General features: G+C 60.3%; 16 protein-coding genes. 10 read left to right on the top strand and 6 right to left on the bottom strand.

Going from position 1 to position 17,953, the window contains the following annotated elements; all coding sequences use genetic code 11:
* Window positions 1–6 precede the first annotated feature (6 nt).
* Genes LB538_RS24645 through LB538_RS24625 form a run of 5 tightly spaced genes read left to right on the top strand, consistent with a single transcriptional unit; the run spans window position 7 to window position 4,829 of the window.
* Window positions 7–894: a carbohydrate ABC transporter permease gene (locus tag LB538_RS24645; protein WP_224530427.1), complete on the top strand. Its 888-nt coding sequence runs from the start codon at window positions 7–9 to the stop codon at window positions 892–894.
* A complete protein-coding gene (locus tag LB538_RS24640) occupies window positions 891–1,739 on the top strand; it encodes a carbohydrate ABC transporter permease (RefSeq protein ID WP_224530431.1) in 849 nt (282 codons plus the stop codon). Before LB538_RS24645 ends, LB538_RS24640 begins: the two co-directional genes overlap by 4 nt.
* A gap of 14 nt (window positions 1,740–1,753) precedes the next feature.
* The gene (locus tag LB538_RS24635) at window positions 1,754–2,860 is read left to right on the top strand and encodes an ABC transporter ATP-binding protein (RefSeq protein WP_224530434.1); all 1,107 of its coding nucleotides are present in this window, start codon (window positions 1,754–1,756) and stop codon (window positions 2,858–2,860) included.
* Window positions 2,857–3,813 (top strand): N-acetylglucosamine kinase, encoded by a 957-nt coding sequence (locus LB538_RS24630; protein ID WP_224530437.1) that lies wholly within the window; start codon window positions 2,857–2,859, stop codon window positions 3,811–3,813. Before LB538_RS24635 ends, LB538_RS24630 begins: the two co-directional genes overlap by 4 nt.
* A 17-nt stretch (window positions 3,814–3,830) precedes the next feature.
* Window positions 3,831–4,829, top strand: a complete 999-nt coding sequence (locus LB538_RS24625; protein ID WP_224530439.1) for an SIS domain-containing protein — start codon at window positions 3,831–3,833, stop codon at window positions 4,827–4,829.
* A 427-nt stretch (window positions 4,830–5,256) separates the two neighbouring features.
* Here LB538_RS24625 and LB538_RS24620 read toward each other — a convergent pair whose 3' ends face one another.
* Together LB538_RS24620 and LB538_RS24615 are read right to left on the bottom strand one after the other, a co-directional pair.
* Window positions 5,257–6,438 (bottom strand): DUF3800 domain-containing protein, encoded by a 1,182-nt coding sequence (locus LB538_RS24620; protein ID WP_224530442.1) that lies wholly within the window; start codon window positions 6,436–6,438, stop codon window positions 5,257–5,259.
* A gap of 386 nt (window positions 6,439–6,824) precedes the next feature.
* Complete coding sequence (locus LB538_RS24615; RefSeq protein WP_224530445.1) at window positions 6,825–7,457, bottom strand: tyrosine-type recombinase/integrase; 633 nt, start codon at window positions 7,455–7,457, stop codon at window positions 6,825–6,827.
* Window positions 7,458–7,708: 251 nt separating this feature from the next.
* Here LB538_RS24615 and LB538_RS24610 point away from each other — a divergent pair, with 251 nt between their 5' ends.
* The 5 genes from LB538_RS24610 (at window position 7,709) to LB538_RS24590 (ending at window position 12,953) form a co-directional block, all read left to right on the top strand.
* The gene (locus LB538_RS24610) at window positions 7,709–8,545 is read left to right on the top strand and encodes a tyrosine-type recombinase/integrase (protein WP_263482542.1); all 837 of its coding nucleotides are present in this window, start codon (window positions 7,709–7,711) and stop codon (window positions 8,543–8,545) included.
* A gap of 3 nt (window positions 8,546–8,548) precedes the next feature.
* The gene (locus LB538_RS24605; RefSeq protein WP_224530448.1) at window positions 8,549–8,953 is read left to right on the top strand and encodes a hypothetical protein; all 405 of its coding nucleotides are present in this window, start codon (window positions 8,549–8,551) and stop codon (window positions 8,951–8,953) included.
* 311 nt (window positions 8,954–9,264) lie between these two features.
* Window positions 9,265–9,792 carry a beta-class carbonic anhydrase gene (locus LB538_RS24600; protein ID WP_224530453.1) on the top strand — a complete coding sequence of 176 codons (528 nt, stop codon included), beginning with the start codon at window positions 9,265–9,267 and terminating at the stop codon, window positions 9,790–9,792.
* A 440-nt stretch (window positions 9,793–10,232) separates the two neighbouring features.
* On the top strand, window positions 10,233–12,641 hold the full coding sequence (locus tag LB538_RS24595) for a PAS domain-containing protein (RefSeq protein ID WP_224530455.1): 2,409 nt from the start codon (window positions 10,233–10,235) through the stop codon (window positions 12,639–12,641).
* A 162-nt stretch (window positions 12,642–12,803) separates the two neighbouring features.
* The gene (locus LB538_RS24590) at window positions 12,804–12,953 is read left to right on the top strand and encodes a hypothetical protein (protein ID WP_318012332.1); all 150 of its coding nucleotides are present in this window, start codon (window positions 12,804–12,806) and stop codon (window positions 12,951–12,953) included.
* 154 nt (window positions 12,954–13,107) lie between these two features.
* Here the strand turns inward: LB538_RS24590 and LB538_RS24585 are convergent, their stop codons facing one another.
* The 4 genes from LB538_RS24585 to LB538_RS24570 form a co-directional block, all read right to left on the bottom strand.
* Complete coding sequence (locus LB538_RS24585) at window positions 13,108–14,727, bottom strand: MFS transporter (protein WP_224530457.1); 1,620 nt, start codon at window positions 14,725–14,727, stop codon at window positions 13,108–13,110.
* The gene (locus tag LB538_RS24580; RefSeq protein ID WP_224530461.1) at window positions 14,724–15,818 is read right to left on the bottom strand and encodes an HlyD family secretion protein; all 1,095 of its coding nucleotides are present in this window, start codon (window positions 15,816–15,818) and stop codon (window positions 14,724–14,726) included. The genes LB538_RS24585 and LB538_RS24580 overlap by 4 nt, the downstream gene beginning before the upstream one ends.
* Before the next feature lie 252 nt (window positions 15,819–16,070).
* A complete protein-coding gene (locus tag LB538_RS24575; protein WP_140502839.1) occupies window positions 16,071–16,481 on the bottom strand; it encodes a GlcG/HbpS family heme-binding protein in 411 nt (136 codons plus the stop codon).
* 33 nt (window positions 16,482–16,514) lie between these two features.
* The gene (locus LB538_RS24570; protein ID WP_224530464.1) at window positions 16,515–17,351 is read right to left on the bottom strand and encodes an enoyl-CoA hydratase/isomerase family protein; all 837 of its coding nucleotides are present in this window, start codon (window positions 17,349–17,351) and stop codon (window positions 16,515–16,517) included.
* Between the last annotated feature and the right edge of the window lie 602 nt (window positions 17,352–17,953).

Below are 17,953 nucleotides of genomic sequence, written 5' to 3'. Positions count from 1 at the left end.
GCGCCCATGTCCCTTCGCCGCCTCCTGCCGCACTACCTCATGATCGCGCCATTCATGATCCTGTTTGCGGTGTTCTTCCTTTATCCGATCCTCAGCGGCCTCTACTACAGTTTTCACGCCTGGAACGGGGTGGCGAAGCCGGAGTATCTCGGCTTCGCCAACTACCAGAAGATCGTACTCTCACGCGATTTCGCAACGGCGATGCGCAACCTCCTGACCTATGTCGCCATCACCGTCCCGCTGGGCGTTTTGGTGGCGCTGGGCCTTGCGCTTCTGGTGGACAGTTTCGTCGGACGCTGGGCCAATTTCTTCCGCAACGCCTTTTTCATGCCGGTGGTGCTGCCAGCGTTCTTGGCCGCCACTATCTGGCGCTGGATCTATGCGCCGAACTTCGGGCTGCTCAACATGATCGTCGGCTGGTTTGGCGGGCAATCAGTCAACTTCCTCAATGACACCAGCACCATGCTTTACGCCCTGATTGCCGTGGATGTTTGGGTATCGGCGGGCTTCAATATGGTCATCATCCTGGCCGGACTAAAGGAAATCCCAGCCGAGCTCTACGAGGCCGCACGCCTCGACGGTGCCAACAAACGCCAACAGATCGTCCACATCACCATTCCGATGCTGAGACCGGTGCTGTTCTTCGTCGTGACCTACGGCCTGATCTCAGCCATGCAGGTCTTCGACAAGCCGTGGCTGCTGACGGGATCGTCCTTCACCAGCTATGGCGGGCGTCGCAACGCGCTGCTCTTTCCGGTGATGGACATGATGGGCCGCGCTTTCGGGGGCGTTCGCTTTGGCGAAGCCGCGGCCTACGGTTTCCTGCTGACCCTCGCCATTGTCTTGGTGACGGCCGCCATGTTCGGTCTGCGCCGCTTGAAGGGGTGGGCATGACCGCTCTGTTCAACCGCCACATCTCGGTCTGGACCGTTTTGAAATGGGCGCTCGCCCTGGTCGTGACTGCCATAGCGCTATTTCCGATCTGGTGGATGATCAATGTGGTCTTTGCCCTGCCGGGCGAGCCGGTATCGATCAATCCGCGCCTGTGGCCGACCTCGATTCCGGCCGGCGTCGAGAAGATAAGGCTGATTTTCACCGAGACGGACTACCTCCACGCCTATTGCATCTCGCTGTTATACGCGCTGCTGACGATTGCGGGCGTGCTGCTTATCGGCTCGTTGGCCGCGTTCGAGTTTGCGTTGTTCGAATTTCCGGGGCGCGGCCTTTTGTTCGGCGTCGTCATGCTGTCGCTTATGGTGCCGACCGCGGTCACAATCATCCCGACCTATCTGCTGACCTCGCAGCTCGGATGGCTGAACACGATGCGGGGTCTGGTGGTACCTGGCCTTGCCTCGGCATTCGGCTTGTTCATGCTTGTGCAGTTCATGCGCGCCGTCCCCAAGGACATGATCGAAGCGGCGCGGCTCGACGGCGCCAGCCATGTTCAGATCTATTGGCACGTCGCGTTGCCCTTGTGCCGCAATGCCCTCGTCACCCTGGCGATCCTCACCTTCATGCAGACCTGGGGAAACTATATGTGGCCCCTGATCGTCGGGACGAAGCCGGAAATTTACACGGTGGGCCAGGTGGTGGGCCTGTTCAACTCGCCACTGTCGCACCAGACGGTCGACATGGTGATGACCGCGAATCTTCTTGCCGCAATCCCGCCGCTGCTCTTCTTCCTGATCTTCCAGCGCAAGATCGTCGAAGGAATCGCGATGTCAGGAACCAAGGGCTGAGCGGAGAACGACCCATGGCATTTTTGGATATCTCCTCGGTCTCGAAGTCGTTCGACGCGCACAGTGTCCTGGAGGACGTGAACCTTTCGATAGAACGCGGGGAGTTCGTGGTTTTCGTGGGGCCTTCGGGCTGTGGAAAGTCGACGCTTCTGCGCATGATCTCCGGGCTGGAGACGGTGACATCCGGCACGATCTCGATCGAAGGCGAGATCATCAACGATGTGGAGCCCGCGCAGCGCGGCGCGGCGATGGTGTTCCAGTCCTATGCGCTCTACCCGCATATGACGGTCTTCCAGAATATTTCGTTCGGTTTGCGCATGGCCCATCGACCGCGCGACGAGATCGCAGCGAAGGTACGCCGTGCGGCGGCGATTCTGCGCCTGGACACGCTTCTGGAGCGCAAGCCTGCGCAGCTGTCGGGCGGCCAGAAGCAGCGCGTCGCCATCGGCCGCGCTATCGTCCGCGAACCGCGGGTGTTCCTGTTCGATGAACCGCTGTCCAACCTCGACGCCGAATTGCGCGTGCAGATGCGCGCGGAACTGATGGATCTGCACAAGCGCCTCGGCACGACGATGATCTATGTCACGCACGATCAGGTGGAGGCCATGACGCTGGCCGACAGGATGGTGGTGATGAATGGCGGCCGAGTCCAGCAGGCGGGCAAGCCGCTTGACCTCTATGACGACCCGGACAACCGGTTCGTCGCTGGTTTCATCGGCTCGCCCAAAATGAACTTTCTGCCCGCCCGCGTTGTCGACGCGGCACCCGGCAGCTTGCGCCTTGCCGTTACCAACTCGATTGAGGTGATTCTTCCCCTTTCGGTGCCCGAGCTCGCGGGCCGGGTCGAACTGGGCTTGCGCCCCGAGCATTTCTTGGCCGTGCCTGAGCGCGCCGATGAAGGCGGTCTTGAGCTGGAAGGCAAGGTCAAGCTGGTCGAGGAAGTCGGTTCGGAGAGCTACGTCCACATGGACTTGGGCGATGGAACCCCGGTGGTCGTGCGGGCTGCACGGGGCAGCGCGTCGATCAACGGAACCTTGCGGGCCAAAGCCGACCTTCGTCATGCACTTGTCTTCACGTCGGACGGCCGACGCATTCGGGGTGGGAATGGATCTCGCGGATGAACCGGTCCAAGGATGAGACTGCCGTGATCGTCGGAATCGATATTGGGGGCACCAAGACCCATCTGCGGGTCAAATCCACGGCAGGCGGCGCGGCACGCGACATGGTGCTGCCGACCGGCGACTGGCGGGTGCGCAACTGGGATCGCGATGCCGAGCGGCTACTGGATTTGGCGGCGGGTCTGGCCGAGGGCACTCCGCTTGGCGCGATAGGCATTGGCGCCCATGGCTGCGACGACGCGGCGGAATGCCAGGCGTTTCATGCAGCCTTGTCGACGCGCACCAACACCCCGGTCGCAGTGGTCAACGACGCCGAGCTGATGCCCCTTGCGCTCGGCCTCACCGGGCAGATCGGCGTGGTGGCTGGCACAGGTTCGATCGCGGTTTGTCGGCCCGCGCCCGATCGCATGTTGGTTGCCGGAGGGTGGGGCTGGATCGTCGGTGATGAGGGCAGCGCCGCCGGTCTTGTGCGGGAGGCCGTGCGCGCCGTTGCACACCATTTCGATGCTGGCGGCGGCCGCGGTGAGCCTCTGGTCGAGGCAATTTTCGACGCGTTGCGGGTTCCTTCGGTTCCGCGTCTGGGCAGCTCTCTGTCGGAAATGCGGTCGGCGACGGCAGTGGGAAGCCATGCCGCAGTAATCTTCCAGGCGGCGGAAGCGGGATCGGCCCTTGCCGCGGGCGTCATCCGCGAAGGTGGGCGGGCTCTCGCTCATATGGCCGCGCTACTGGATGTTCGCGGCGCGGGTGCCGTTCATGCGGTGGCCGGAGGTAGCGTTATCGCGGGGCAGCCCCTGTTGTGGAATGCCTTCGCGGAAGGACTGGCCGAGGCTTCCGCAGGGCGCATAGCGCCGCATCTGTTCACCGGGCAACCCGTCGAGGGCGCCTGTCGTCTCGCCAGCTGCCTGATCGAGATACCTTCCGCGCGCGGAATAGCCTTCGCACCGGTATTTTTGTGACCAAGAAAGGAAAAACTGTGAGTTATCGTTCCACCATCGCTCGCCAGCCCGAAGCCCTTGCCGATACTTATGCCGCCGTGCGCGACGAGCTAGCAGAGATAGACATGTCGTCCTTGGATCGGACGGTCATCGGCGTGACCGGCATAGGCGCAAGCTATGCTGCGGCCGTCGTCGTGGCAGCCGAGCTTCAGACACGCAACCGACGCGCATTCGCGATTCGCTCGGTGGACATGGCCAAAGGCAACGACCTTTGTGATGCGTTGATCGGCCTGTCCCATCGTGGCCGCAGCGTCGAGACGGTCGCCGCGCTGGAAAAGCTGCTAGGGGCCCGCCGCCTGGCCATCACCAACAATCCCGAGAGTCCCCTGGCGCGCGCAGCGAACCTGCATTTACGGCTGGCGAACGGCTCTGATGCCACACCATCGAGCACCGGCTACACCGCCACGTTGCTGGCCGCTGGTATGGCAGTGCAGAAACTCATGGGCGTGCGTGATGAGGCCTTCGCTGAGATTCCGTCCCTTGTCGGCCAGCTTTTGAGCGCCGCGGCCGCGAAGATGGATCGACTGGGGAAGCTGTTGTCTGCCCGTCGCGCCATTGACTGCGTCGGCGCCGGTGCCTCGCTCGGCACGGCCGATGAGGCTTCGCTTTTGATTCGCGAGGCATCGCGGATCCCAGCCTCGGCCTACGATACCCGCCACTACCTGCATGGACCGATGGAGTCGATGGACGAGACCACTGCGGTGGTTCTGTTTGGTGGGGGGCGCGAGGTCGAATTGGCGCAATATCTGGAAAGCATCGGCTGCCCCGCGCTTCTCGTCACGACGGCAGAGGGAATCGATGACGGCAGGCTTTTGACGGTCATCAAGGTGCCGCGATGCGACAATCTGATAGCGCAGGCGATCGTGGATATCATCATCGCCCAACTTCTTGCAGCAACGCTTTCGGATGCGGCCGGACTCACGGACACCAAGTTTCGCTATCGCATGTCCGACACCAAGGTGCCTGAAGCGGCTTGACTCTCGTTAATTCACGAGATCGAGGCACCCACTGTTTTTTGCCTTCGCCCGAAAGGGCGGGGCAAGCATCAAAGGAACCACAGCCAGTCTAGTGCAAGGCGCGGCGACCGATGTTGAGCGCAATCCGGTCGCCTACGGTTGAGCCACCGGAATGTCGGCAAGGGTCATCAACACATTGGAAGCAAGCCGTGGAGATCCGGACCGCGGCTTGATCGTCGTCGCAGCCGCGATCATAGTGCCGCCTCGATGGCGTGACTGGGGCCGCTTGCCGACAGTCCGGTTTTGGCCGAGGAATCCGGTAATGCGGTCATTCGACTGACGACCCCATTGCGGTCGTTCCAAGGTCATCGACGGTTTCGCGAAAGCCGCCGTTCCCGATACGCCCGACTGTCGGCGTAATCGGGTGACCGGCCACAACTATTTGCCGTCAAGTGACCACACCCTCAGTTCGCCTCCCTGCCTTCTCGATGCCGTGAGCGGCGACGAGAGCCTGACGCTGTGCTTCCATGTCCGCCGACAGCTTGCGCCCTTCAGCGAGTTGCTCCTCAGGCATGTCGGCATCCATAATTTTGCCGAACTCGGCTTCAACCTGCCTACCGACGCCTTCGAACGAGAAATCGTTCTGGTAAGCGCGCTGCATAACCCAGTTCACCAGTTTTGCAGTGTCCTGTCCGATTTCCTTTCCGCTAAAGACGCGCTTGAAGCACCACAGAACGACATCGACCACCTGCAGACCTGCACTCTCCTCTTCAGTGGCCGTCCGGAACGTGCTCCCGGTCACCTTCTGGACCATCAACGGCTTGCTTTCGCCTGGCCATAAAAGTCCCTCTGTATTCGCAAGCTCGGGCTTGGAGACGGTCGCATGCCAGGTCGCAAACACCTCTTCGACCTCAGCCTGCTTGTCGTGGACGATCTCGCGAACAGGCCGCTTCCAATGCTCCGACGCATTCTGCAGACCCTCCAGCAGGCTCGTGAACGCTACGAAATTCGGCGAATGCTGATACCGCCGAGCCTTCTCTGACATATGGGTCGAGAACTCCTCCGGATTGGCGATCGCCCACTCAAGCGCGTCAGTGATGATCTCGCGGCTGCGGGCATCAGGTACGAACTGAACATTATCCAGCATAGCTTCTGCGCCCTGAACGAAGTGCTTCTTCGAGGTAAACTCACTTTTGGCCGTCACGCAGTCCCAAACGATCGACGCGATTTCCGGCGTAATGACGAAGCTCGCCATCTTGAACGTAAGCAGAAGGCGCAGATGGCGGAGCCAGTAAGCCGACCACGGCACCGCCTTGTTCTCACCCTGATCGAAGTCGATCACCTTGCAGGCGGCGAGGTACTTCTTCTCGACGCGGGAGACGAAGAAGCGGCAGTCCGTCTTTTTCAGGAGCTTCAGGAGGTCGGGCGCGATCTGTTCGATCTTGGCTACACCGAGGACGTTCGCATGCAAGGCGTTCGTACCAACCTTCTTGGCAATGGCAGCGATGCTCGCCTTCGCAACGAGATCGAAATTTGTCTTCGTCATGAAGGCTGCGGTGATAAACAACGGCTGCTCTTCGTCGAAGACGTTATTCAGCGTGTTGCCTGTCTCATCTACGTACGCCCACATTCGTTTTCTCCAGTCAGAGGGGCACGGCTTGTAGCATAACATGAGGCAGATTCACCAACTCCTTTCATGATACACTTCCGTACATCGCCCATGTACCGCAAGCGACCACCGTCGGTTGTGCAAAACGAGGCGCGCTTGCCATTCTGTGGCGCAGTGCGTGCGCATTGGCTTGGCGCCGCAGAACATCTGTTTCTGGCGCGATTAGGATTGCTTGTACGGCCGATAGGGCTGTTGCCGTCGATGTACGACGGTCACCTGAATGGCCGCTTCCCAATACTGATGGCCAAAAGCGGTCGGTCAGCAATCCACCCCGGGACAGCCAGAACAAGAACGTATCCGGGAGGCTGAAGCGGTCATCCGTGGTGCATCGGGTGACCGCTCAAATGTCAGATTTCAGTTCGCTCTGCTAAGAGCAGTGCGTCTTCCACATCTACGCCAAGGTACCGAACGGTGTTCTCGAGCTTGGAATGCCCAAGCAGGATTTGGATGGCTCGAAGATTTCCTGTCGCCTTGCAGATCGTAGATGCCTTCGTGCGACGCAGTGAGTGGGTGCCATACTCCTCTGGACGCAGACCGATCGCCGTCACCCACTCGTCAACCAAGCGGGCATACTGCCTCGTGCTCATGTGGCGGGCGTGATTGATCCGGCTCGGGAATGCATAGTCGTCGATCTTGCCGCCACGCCTTTCAAGCCAAGCCAGAAGGCTGGCTCGCACGTCGCCGGTAATCTCGAACTGGACTGGACGGCCCGTCTTTTGCTGAACTACGATCGCGCGGGTCCTAATTTCCGGCCCCGCGACCAGATCACGAATCCTGATCTTGACCAGGTCGCAGCCGCGAAGCTTGCTGTCGATCGCAAGATCGAACAGCGCACGGTCACGAATGCGGCGCTCGCGATCGAGGAAGAAGCGGACGGCCCAGATCTGTTTCTGCGTGAGCGGACGCTTGGTTCCCACCTTCTTTCCAGTATTCCAAGCTGCGCGCTCGCGGCTAGCATCATCGAACTGAGAATGGCCCATTTGAGTTCTCCTCGGCCTTGATTGGCCGAAGGAGAAACGGTGCGGGTCACCGCTCTGGGGCCGGAGAACGAACCCGCTGCGCGGGAGGGCGCCTACGCTTGAGGTAGCGGTTACGGGCCGGGCGTCGCGCTCGCATTGAGCGTCGTCCGGCAGCGGCAGAGCATGACGGGCTTCTTCAACAAGGAGCCTGACCATGACCCACCGCTCTCGATGCACCGATCAGCCCACTGCGCCAGCGGCTGATCGACGACATGAACATGCGGCGTTTCTCGCGGGAGACGCAGCGCAACATCGGACGCCTGGCGACATTCCTCGGGCGTTCACCGGGCACGGCGACCGCCGACGACCTGCGCCGGTTCCAGATCGAGCAGCAGGAGGATGGCGTCCCCGTGCCGACGATGAACAGCATTGTGTCGGCGCTACGCTTCTTCTTCACCCAGACGCTCGACCGCCCAGACCTGGCGCGCTGGCTCGTCCGGCTTGCGCATCCGCGTAACCTGCCCGTGGTGCTGAGCCGCGATGAGGTTGCCCGGCTGCTCAACGCCACCACCTGCCTCAAGCACCAGGCGGCGCTCTCGGTCGCCTATGGCGCCGGCCTGCGTGTAGCGGAGGTGTCGATGCTGAAGGTCGCCGACGTCGACAGCGAGCGCATGCTGCTGCGCGTCGAGCGCGGCAAGGGCGGGCGGTATCGCAACGCCATGCTGTCGGAGGATCTGCTCACGCTTCTGCATGAGTGGTGGAAGGTTGGGCGGCAGCAGGGCGTGATGCACCGCGACGGCTGGCTGTTCCCGGGGCAGCACGCGATGAAGCCGATCAGCACGCGTCAGCTCTATCGCATCGTCGTCGAGGCGGCACATGCCGCCGACATCGCCAAGCGGGTCGGGCCGCACACGCTGCGCCACACCTTCGCCACCCACTTGCTGGAGGACGGCACCGACATCCGTATCATTCAGGTCCTGCTCGGGCACGCCAAGCTTAACAACACCGCCCTCTACGCTAAGGTCGCGACCCGGACGGTGCGCACGGTCACGAGCCCGCTTGACAAGCTTGGGCTGTTCAAACCGGGAGAGACCTCGCCCGATGGCTGAGCCGTGCGCAACCTCGATCATGCGTCCGCCGCAGCAAGGGCACGGCGGGCGGAAGTTGCGAAGCTCTTTCGGGATGGCGACTATCCTGTGCTGCGTGGGACCGCCCTCCTGCTCGATGATCAGACGGCCTATCTCTGGACGACGGGCTACGTACCGCAGCTCGACACCTATATCGGGCCGGAAACACCCAATCCGCTGCACATCACAGTGATGCGCAACAAGAACGAGAAGTCCGACATCCGCGCGGTCTTGGGAGACATTATGGGTCTCACCAAGATCAACTACAACTCGTGCAACTTCAATGATGGCCTGCCCGTCACCGTGCGATTCGCACGGATGGTTGGAGACGTCCTCACGATGGGCTCGGCGAAGGGAGAGGAACGCCAACCGTTCAAGTTCTACGTGTGAGTTCGAATTCCCACGTGTGAGTTCGAACGTTCTTCACGTGGCGCCGAAGTACGAGCCGTGAAAAGACACCGAAACCCCGCCGGTACGCTTCAGCGGCCCAAAGCAGGAAAGAGGAGTTGCTGCCGACTCGGCCTGTGTCGTTGTCGGCCGGCGATGTCCGCTTCCTGGCTTCTGCCCGTTGCTCGGAAATGGCCGACATTCAGTCGGCAATTTGTCGGTCCACCCGACACCTTGGTCTCATCGACAGCGGCAGCTCTCCAGCGGACTATGACTGCCGCAATTGAAGCGGATTGCTAAACAAGGAGAAGATCATGAGTCTCATCGATAAGGCTCTAGAGGCCAATGAGCGGTATGCTCAGGGGTATGATTCAAAGCTGGGGGCGCACCCTCGGCCCAAGATTGCCGTCGTAACCTGCATGGATCCGCGGCTCTCTGATCTAGAGGGAATCTTAGGTTTGAACAATGCCGACATGGACGTAATTCGCACTGGCGGTCCGGCTGTAACAGATGATGTGATGGGGGAACTTATTGTGTCCACCCGGGTACTGGGCTCAGCAGAGATTATGCTGCTCAACCACACGGGCTGTGGATTCACGAGCTTTACAGACGAGGATTTGAACACAAAGTTCAGCGCGCAGACTGGCGACGCAACGCCGGCCCCTATGCGATTCTTCTCATATAAAGATCCTGAAAACCACACGAAAGAGCAAATAACGAAAATTAGGTCGCACCCATGGATTGCTAAAGACGTTCCCGTGCGCGGCTTTATTTTTGATGTCGACACCGGTGGTTTGACGGAAGTGACGGTGGAAAGCGAGGAGTTGTCAGAGCGGAAATGAATATATTCGCCAGCGGTGGTGGAGAGGGCCCATCCCGTCCGAGTGTGGAGTGAATGGTGCCGCAGGTCGCGGCTAGTGTGGATTTGACTTGCGCCGCATCCCCGCCGTCCGATCCGTTCAAGCGCCGCGTGAGAGCGGTCGTTGGTGAGCCGGGCCCGCGGAGGAAGCAGTAGTCTTGCGCTCTGCTAACTCTGTCGTGCCGGTTGGGCATACCGTGTTCGAGCACCTCGGGTCCAGCGACCGACGGTCGTGCGACGAGTGCCACCAATGTAATTTGATTTGGTCTGCTCAAGGCGGGAGCTTCCTGAAGTTGCCTAGCGCTGCTGGCGGGTGTACCGAATTGGCCGGTCATGCCGGGGTCGGCATTTGTGGCGACTGCCGCCCAGGAGCAGCCTGGAATCCTACGCGGCCGAAGGCTTCGACGGGAGACAGGCGGCCAAATGGAAATGGACATACCTCAACTTACGGCGGAGCTCGCTCGCGCTAACGAAGCACTCCATCGCGAAGTGGCCAAGCGACGGTTTGCGGAGGACGCGCTTCGGGCCAGTGAAAGTGAGCTGCGCCTGACGCTCGACACCCTTCCAGCGGGCATTATCGTAGTCTCTCCAGAGACCGGAATCACGGACGCAAACAAACGGCTTCTGGGATATCTCGGGCGCACGCTTGAGATACTGAAGCAATGGACGACGACCGATATGGTCCATCCCGACGACTTCGGTGGGACGTTGAAGTACTTCCGAACGTTCATGACCCTGGATCGAGAAAGCCGGTTCGAAACTCGGATACGACGGTTCGATGGCGTCTATCGATGGTTCCAGGTCCGCAACAATCCGTTGCGAGAAGCCGATGGCCGCATCCTCCGCTGGTATGGGGTGCTGACCGACATCGATGATCAGAAAAAGGCGGAGCTAGCGCTGCGCGAAAGCGAGGGTCAACTCCGGCTAGTGGTGAACACCACCCCCGGCCTGATCGCCACCTTCGCGCCGAGCGGTGCCGCCGAAGACGTCAATGCTCAGTTCCTTGAATATCTCGGCCAGACGCTCGAGGAATTTTCGAATTGGCCGACGAACGGCACGGTCCATCCCGCCGATGTCGAACACCACGTCGAAGTCCTGAGGGGATCTTTCCATTCAGGACGTCCGATCGACACGGAAACGCGACTGCGGCGCTTCGACGGGGCGTATCGCTGGTTCCAGGTCCGTGGTCTCCCAGCCAAAGATGCCGATGGACGCATCATCCGCTGGTACTGCCTGATGAATGACATCGACGATCGCAAGCATGCTGAGCAAGCCCTCGCGGCCAGCGAGCGCAACCTGCAAGTCACCGTCGATGCCATCCCGGCATTGGCCTGGTCAGCACATCCAGACGGCGCGGCCGACTTCTTCAATCAGCACTATCTCGACTATGTTGGGCGATCGCTCGACGACTTAGCGGACTGGGGCTGGACGTCGGGAGTGCATCCAGAGGATTTGCAGCGATTGGGTGCCGCATGGGAGAAAGCCCGGGAGACCGGCTCGAGCGCCGAGTGCGAGACGCGGCTATGCGGTGCCGACGCCAAATACAGGTGGTTCATCTTCCGAGCGAGCCCACTACGCGACGAAACCGGAGCCGTCGTCAGGTGGTACGGCATCAATACTGACATCGAGGATCGCAAACGCGCCGAAGACGAGTTGGTGAAAAGCGAAGCCTCGCTCGCGCATGCGCAGCGCGTGAGCTCCACCGGAAGTTTCGTGTGGATCTTAGCGACAAGGGAGATCACGTTCTTTTCGGAAGAACTCTACCGGATTTTCGAGCTCGATTCGAGCGTGCCGATTACGGTTGAGCAGATCGCCACCCGGGTCCATCCCGACGACATCCCGCTGCTGACGACTAAGCTTGCAGAGGCGCAGGCCGGTATTGTGGATCACGATTACGACATTCGACTCCGCATGCCCGACGGCCGCGTCAAATACCTGCGCACAGAATCGCGCCCGGACACTCAAGTTGACGGGCAGAAGATCTTCGTTGGCACCATGCAGGACATTACAGAGCGGAGATTGGCCGAGGAGGCTGTCAACGAGCTGCGCACAGAATTGGCGTACGTCTCGAGGGTCAGCACCCTTGGGGCGATGACGGCGTCGATCGCTCATGAAGTTAACCAGCCGCTTTCGGGTATCATTACTAACGCCAGCACCGGACTGCGCATGCTCGCGTCCAATCCGCCAGACATCGAGGGCGCGCGCGAAACCGCGCGGCGCACAATTCGCGATGGCAATCGCGCCGCCGAAGTCGTCAGCAAGCTGCGCGCCTTGTTCAGCAAAAAAAGTGAGACCACAGAGTCAGTCGACCTCAACGAGGCTGTGCGAGATTTGCTCGCCCTGACGACCATAGAGTTGCGGCGAGGACGGGTGGACCTCGAGGTTGATCTCGCGCCTGACCTGCCGAAGATCGTTGGCGACCGTGTGCAGCTTCAGCAGGTCGTGTTGAACCTTCTTCTTAACGCGGCTGATGCTGTGAGCGAGATCGAGGATCTACCGAGGCGCGTCACACTCAGCACGGGAATGGACGAAGACGGTCAAGTGAAACTGACGGTGAAGGACAACGGCGTAGGTATCGACCCGGAGAGTATCAATAGACTCTTTGACGCGTTCTATACGACCAAGCCGACCGGCATGGGCATCGGTCTATCTGTCAGTCGGTCAATCATCGAGCATCACCGCGGCCGCATCTGGGCAAGCCGAAACGCCGACACTGGGGCGAGCTTCTCGTTCGCGATCCCGCAGCCTGCGGTGCAGGTTGTTCCAACCGAGCCCGCGGGGCACACGCCACAAGGTGCGAAGGCATCCCACGAAGGAAGCCCCAATGCCTAAGCGCCCCCTCGTGACAATCATCGACGATGACGAGTCTGTGCGCGAGTCTTTGCCTGATCTGCTGAAAGTGCTCGGTTACCCCGTTCAGGCCTTTCCCTCCGCACAGGCATTTCTCCGCTCGAAAGACCTCGAAAGACGCGATGCCTAATCCTCGACATCGCAATGCCCGATATGACGGGGCCCGAACTGAGAACCGAGCTCAGGCGTCACTGCCACGACATTTCGGTGGTGTTCATTACGGCACATCGCGACGAGTCGATCCGCCCGTTAGGGTGGTCGGGACGCGGTTGCATGTCTATTCAAGCCGATTAGCGAAGCCGCTCTCGGTAGAGGCGCTCGATAGAGTAAAGCTAATTTAGAAGACGCCGTGTCTCGCCGGAGGTGGAGCGGAAAGGATCGCAAAACTCTGAGTTTCGCTCGGGATGCCATGAATGTGTGAAACCGGAATTTCGCAGTAGATATGGCATCACCGAAGCATGGCTTGCTTATGCGCGGCTGTCCGGTTGCGCCTGACGGCTCCGAGGCTGAGCAATCGCTTGGCCAGAATGAGAAACGGCGCCACGACTGCGAACAGCAGGACGAAAGCAAAGAAAGCTTCATCGAAAGAGATAACGGCGGCCTGCTTGTCGAGCGCGTGCTGCAACAATAAGACCGCGGCCTTTGTCGCTGCAGTGCTGTCGATACCGTTTGACGCCAAAGCGCTCGCAGCAGCCCTCAAGCGCTGGTCAGCCGCGGGATCGCCACTGACAACGTGGGCAGCCAGTATCGTTCGGTTATAGGCATTCTGGTGATCAATATATGTTTGCAGAAGGGCCGTGCCGGCCAAACCACCAACCTGCTTGCCAAAATTGAACAGGCCAATGCCGAACGGAAGCGCGCCGGCCGCAAGCCCCTGGAGGGTGATCAGCGTCAACGCCATGAACAGAAGACCAAGACCGAATCCGCGCAGGAGCAACGGAACGGCCAGGTCCGCCGAACCGCTGCCGCTCGTCGAACCAGACAGCAGCCACATGGCTCCGGCGAAGAGCAAAATTCCGAATGGAGCAAGCATGATCGCACGTATCCCCGCCTTTTCGATGAGAAGGCCCGACAGCAGAAGTGCCAGCGCAAGCGCGGCTCCGCTAGGCAGGAGAAGCACTCCCGCGCCCGTGGCGGTGAAATCGAGGACGGTCAGGGCAAAAGTGGGAATGAGATAGGCGCTGCCAGAAAGGGCAAAGCCAGCAAGCAGGCTGGCGAGAAGTCCGAAGCGGAAGTCCGGATCGCCAAGTGGCGAGATCGGCAACAAAGAGCCTCGTGGGCGGAACCCGATTTCGCAGATAGCCAGAAGGCCGACAGACATGACACCGAGCGCGGCAAGGACAGCAATGTCGGTGTCATCGAACCAATTGAACCTGCTGCCCTGCAGCAGGACGTAGGTCAAAAGCGTGGTACCGATACCAAGTAAAATTACCCTGCGGATAGGAAGCTTGGCATCTCGCCAAAATGTCGCGTCACCCTCCGCTGCCAGCAGGATAAGGGAGGCGAGGCCCAGCGGAATGTTGGCAAGAAATATCCAGTCCCAGGTGAGATGGTCGACGAGCCAACCCTGGAGAGCAGGCGTGACTGTCGTCGGAGCCATCACGGCACCTGTAGCAAAAACAGCCTGAACGACCGGCTGGTGTCGATGCGGAAACCGGAAAAACAATAAGGTCTGGCCGGCGACCAGGATTGTGCCACCGGCCAGCCCCTGGGCAACGCGGCAGACGCAAATCCAGACGAGATCGGCCGACAATGTCATTGCAGCCGAGGCCAGAAGAAGGATGACAGCCCCCGCGCGCAAGCAGGCAGTAGGCCTGACCGCTCTGACAAGGAGTGGAGCGACAAGGAAGGAAGTCAGCTTAGCGGCGATGAAAACAATATCGATCATCGCCAGTCCGTCCGGCGTTGCGTGGGTGTCGCCAAGCAGGCCGATCCGACCGATGGACAGAGCAGTGGATGCGACCGCATCCATGAGCGCGGCCAGTACAACAGCGCCTGTTACGAATAAAGCGCGCAGCCGCGCGTCGAAAAGGTGCTGCGCCGACCGCTTTTCGACAGGGTGGGTCACTGTATTGGTTGTCCGTTCGCGATTCCGCCGGTCTGTGGTTTCAGCGCCGCCGCCCAAGCGTCTCCGGCGCTGACGGCGATAGCAACACGAGCCGAAAGGCCAGGAACCAGGCGGCCGGGCAAGGGGTTGCGCATTATCCTGATCTTGACCGGCACGCGCTGAACGACGCGGATAAAATTTCCCGTGGCGTTGTCTGGCGGGAGCAGGCTAAATGCTGCACCACTGCCGGGAGAGAAGCTGTCGACGACGCCGTCAATTTCGAGGTCTGGATACTCGTCGACAGTCACACGTACCCGCTGCCCTATGTTTACCTGCTCTAGCTGCGTTTCCTTGAAATTCGCGACAATCCAAACGTCTTTTACAGGAACAATATCCAACGCCGCAGTACCCGCAGTGACATACCGCCCGACACGTATCTGACGATTGCCAACAATTCCGTCGATCGGGGCCTTCACCACCGTGTTGGACAGGTCGAGCATAGCTAGGTCGAGCGCAGCCTGCGCCTGTGATTGGGCTGCTTCCGCGCTGGCCAACTGTGCACCCAGTACGTCTAACTTCAGCCTTTGAGCCAAAACATTGGCGTCTGCGCCATCCACCGATGCTTTTGCTTTGTCATAAGCGGCATGCGCATCTTCCAGTTTCTGATCGCTCGCGGTCCCGTTCCTCTGCAGGGTGACGTAGCGGTCAAGGTTGGAGCGCGCAAACTGCAGATCGGCTGCAGCTGATTGCCTCTGCGCGTCGGCCTGCACGATCAAGGCCTTCTGCAATGCAGAGGTGGCCACGATGTTGTCAACTTCCGCCTTCCTGGCGGCGGCGTTGGCCTTCGCCTGCTCCACCTTGGCCCTATAATCATTGTCGTCGACTCGAAACAGGACAGCGCCCTTCAAAACACTCGCGTTGTCGTCTACGTCGACCTCCACCACATAGCCGGCGAGCTTCGGAGCGATACTGGTGATGTCTCCACGCAGATATGCGTTGTCAGTCGTTTCCTCGAAGCGGCCTATTGTGAACCACTGCCAGCCCCACGAAGCCGCCAGCGATGTCACAAAAAGGACAACGATGACGATTGCGATCCTGCGAACTCGGCTCATGGCTGCCTCGGCCTCAAATCGACGCACTCGCCGTCGATGGAGATGTTCGCGCCCCTGACTGCAAGATGATCGGTGATGTTGCAGATCGTGGGCGGCCAGTGGAGTTTCACGAAACCTGTCTCCATCAAAATCCAGACGTGCAGGGCATAGAACAGCGAATGATTATGAACTTCACGGCCTAGCCGCCAAAAAGCCACACAGGGTCGCGTCTGCCCGCCGGGCGGCCGGCGAGCAAGACTCATCCTTCTTCGATCAAGCAGCCACCTGGGCGCGCTCCTGCAGAGCAGCTTCAACGATAGCTACGTCTTCCTCGGCCGTTCCGCCGCTGACGCCGATACCAGCGTACACCTCGCCCTTCTCGGTCAACGGGACGCCGCCACCCATGGGGCAGAAGCGGCCGCCACCAACCGAAGGGAGCACGTAGAGCGATTGACCAGGCTGCACCAATGTCAGCAGATCAATGGTGCGCATCCGCACCAGGGCCGAGGTGTAGGCCTTCCGCTCCGATATCTCGAGTGAGAACAGCGGGGCGCCGTTCATGCGATGCTGGAGCACGAGATTGCCATGGACGTCGACAATGCAGACGGCTACCGGAATCTTGGCTTTGATTGCTTCAGCCTCTACGCGCTCGGCCAGCTTCTTGGCTGTCATGAGCAAATCCATGAGAGTCATCCTTTCTGAACGTTTGGTGATTGCCTAGCGAGCCAGTTCGCCGAGGTAGAACCCCAGCCGATTTTCAACATCGCCGGGCGTTTGGAAGCCTTTGGCAGTCAGGGCTTTGATGCCATTCTGCGCGGCGGACCGCCCGAGCGAGGCGATACAGGCCTCCCATCCGGCGCCGAGTTCGACATCCGGCGGCAAGCTGGTATTCACCAGCCGCTTGGTCTGGCCGATGGCCCACTTGTCGAAGCCGGAGATGCGGGTGGCGAGCGCTTCAACGTAGGCGTCGAGTTCAGCGTCGGGAAGCGCCCGGTTAATGTAGCCGTAGGCTTCCGCCTTGTCGGCGGAAATGTCCTCCGAGCTCAGCAGCACCTCCATGGCGCGATTTCGCCCGATAAGGTTAGGCAGCCGAGCCATCGGCCCGCCGCCGGCCACCATGCCCACGCCGACTTCCCACTGCGAGATGATCGTCTTCTCCTTGCTGGCGAAGCTCATGTCGCAGGAAAGCAGCAGCTCGCTGCCGTTGCCAGTCGCGCGCCCACGGATCAGCGCGATCGAAACCACAGGGGCACGCGTAAGGCGCACGAGGAAATCCGGCCACGGCGGCAGGCCCGTCGGTCCGGGTGGCATAGACGTCATCTCTTCAAGAGGGGCCATGAAGTCTGAATGGTTCAGGAAAAAGTCTTCCACCGCGCTGTCGAAGACCACGACCCTAACGCTCTCATCGGCCTCGATGGCGCCGATCGTCGCCTGGAATTGCCGTACCATCTCCGGTCCCATGACGTTGAGCGGAGCGTTGTTGAAGGTGACGCGCCAATAGGCGGAACTTTTTCGTACCAATTGGATCTGTGATGCGACTGTCTTGGCGTCCATTGAGGCCTCCTTTGGAACACAAACTGGGGACGTCAGTCAGTTACCGTTCAAGTTCATGAACTTCGATTGGACCTAAGTATCGTCGATACTTTCGTGTCGGCGATTTAGTACCTGGGAAATTATCTCGCCAAACCCGCCGTGAAGATGCCCGAGATGTTCCGGCCAAAGCGTATTCGCCTTAGGTATCGGCGACACCTTGGAGCAATAGATCAGCAGGACAACTTCTGTTCTGACTTTGCGTTGCGTCGCGCGGCATTTCGTGGTGGCGCAGATCTCGCGGAGGATCAAGTCATGCCTTTTGTCATGACCAGTACGCGCACCACACATCGTCAGTTGCGAGCGACGGCGTTGCGCGGGCACGCGTTTGCCGCCCTTGCGCTGACAGTGGCGGGGGATCGGATACGCGCGAAAGCTGCGGCCAGCCGAGATCCAATGGTCCCGGCTAGCGACGAAAGCATGGACCTTGGTATTCACGTCGGAAGTATATGTGCTGCGCTGGCGGAGGACCTGGGGGTTCGGCTCAGCGTCAAGACGGACGAGATACGGCTGCACGCTGCCTGTTGCCGGCAGGTAGGACTGATCGTATCTGAGCTGGTACGCAG

The sequence above is a fragment of the Mesorhizobium sp. Ca11 genome (genome assembly GCF_020165275.1).
Classification (GTDB): Bacteria; Pseudomonadota; Alphaproteobacteria; order Rhizobiales; family Rhizobiaceae; genus Mesorhizobium.
This window is presented reverse-complemented; position numbering and strand designations above follow the sequence as displayed.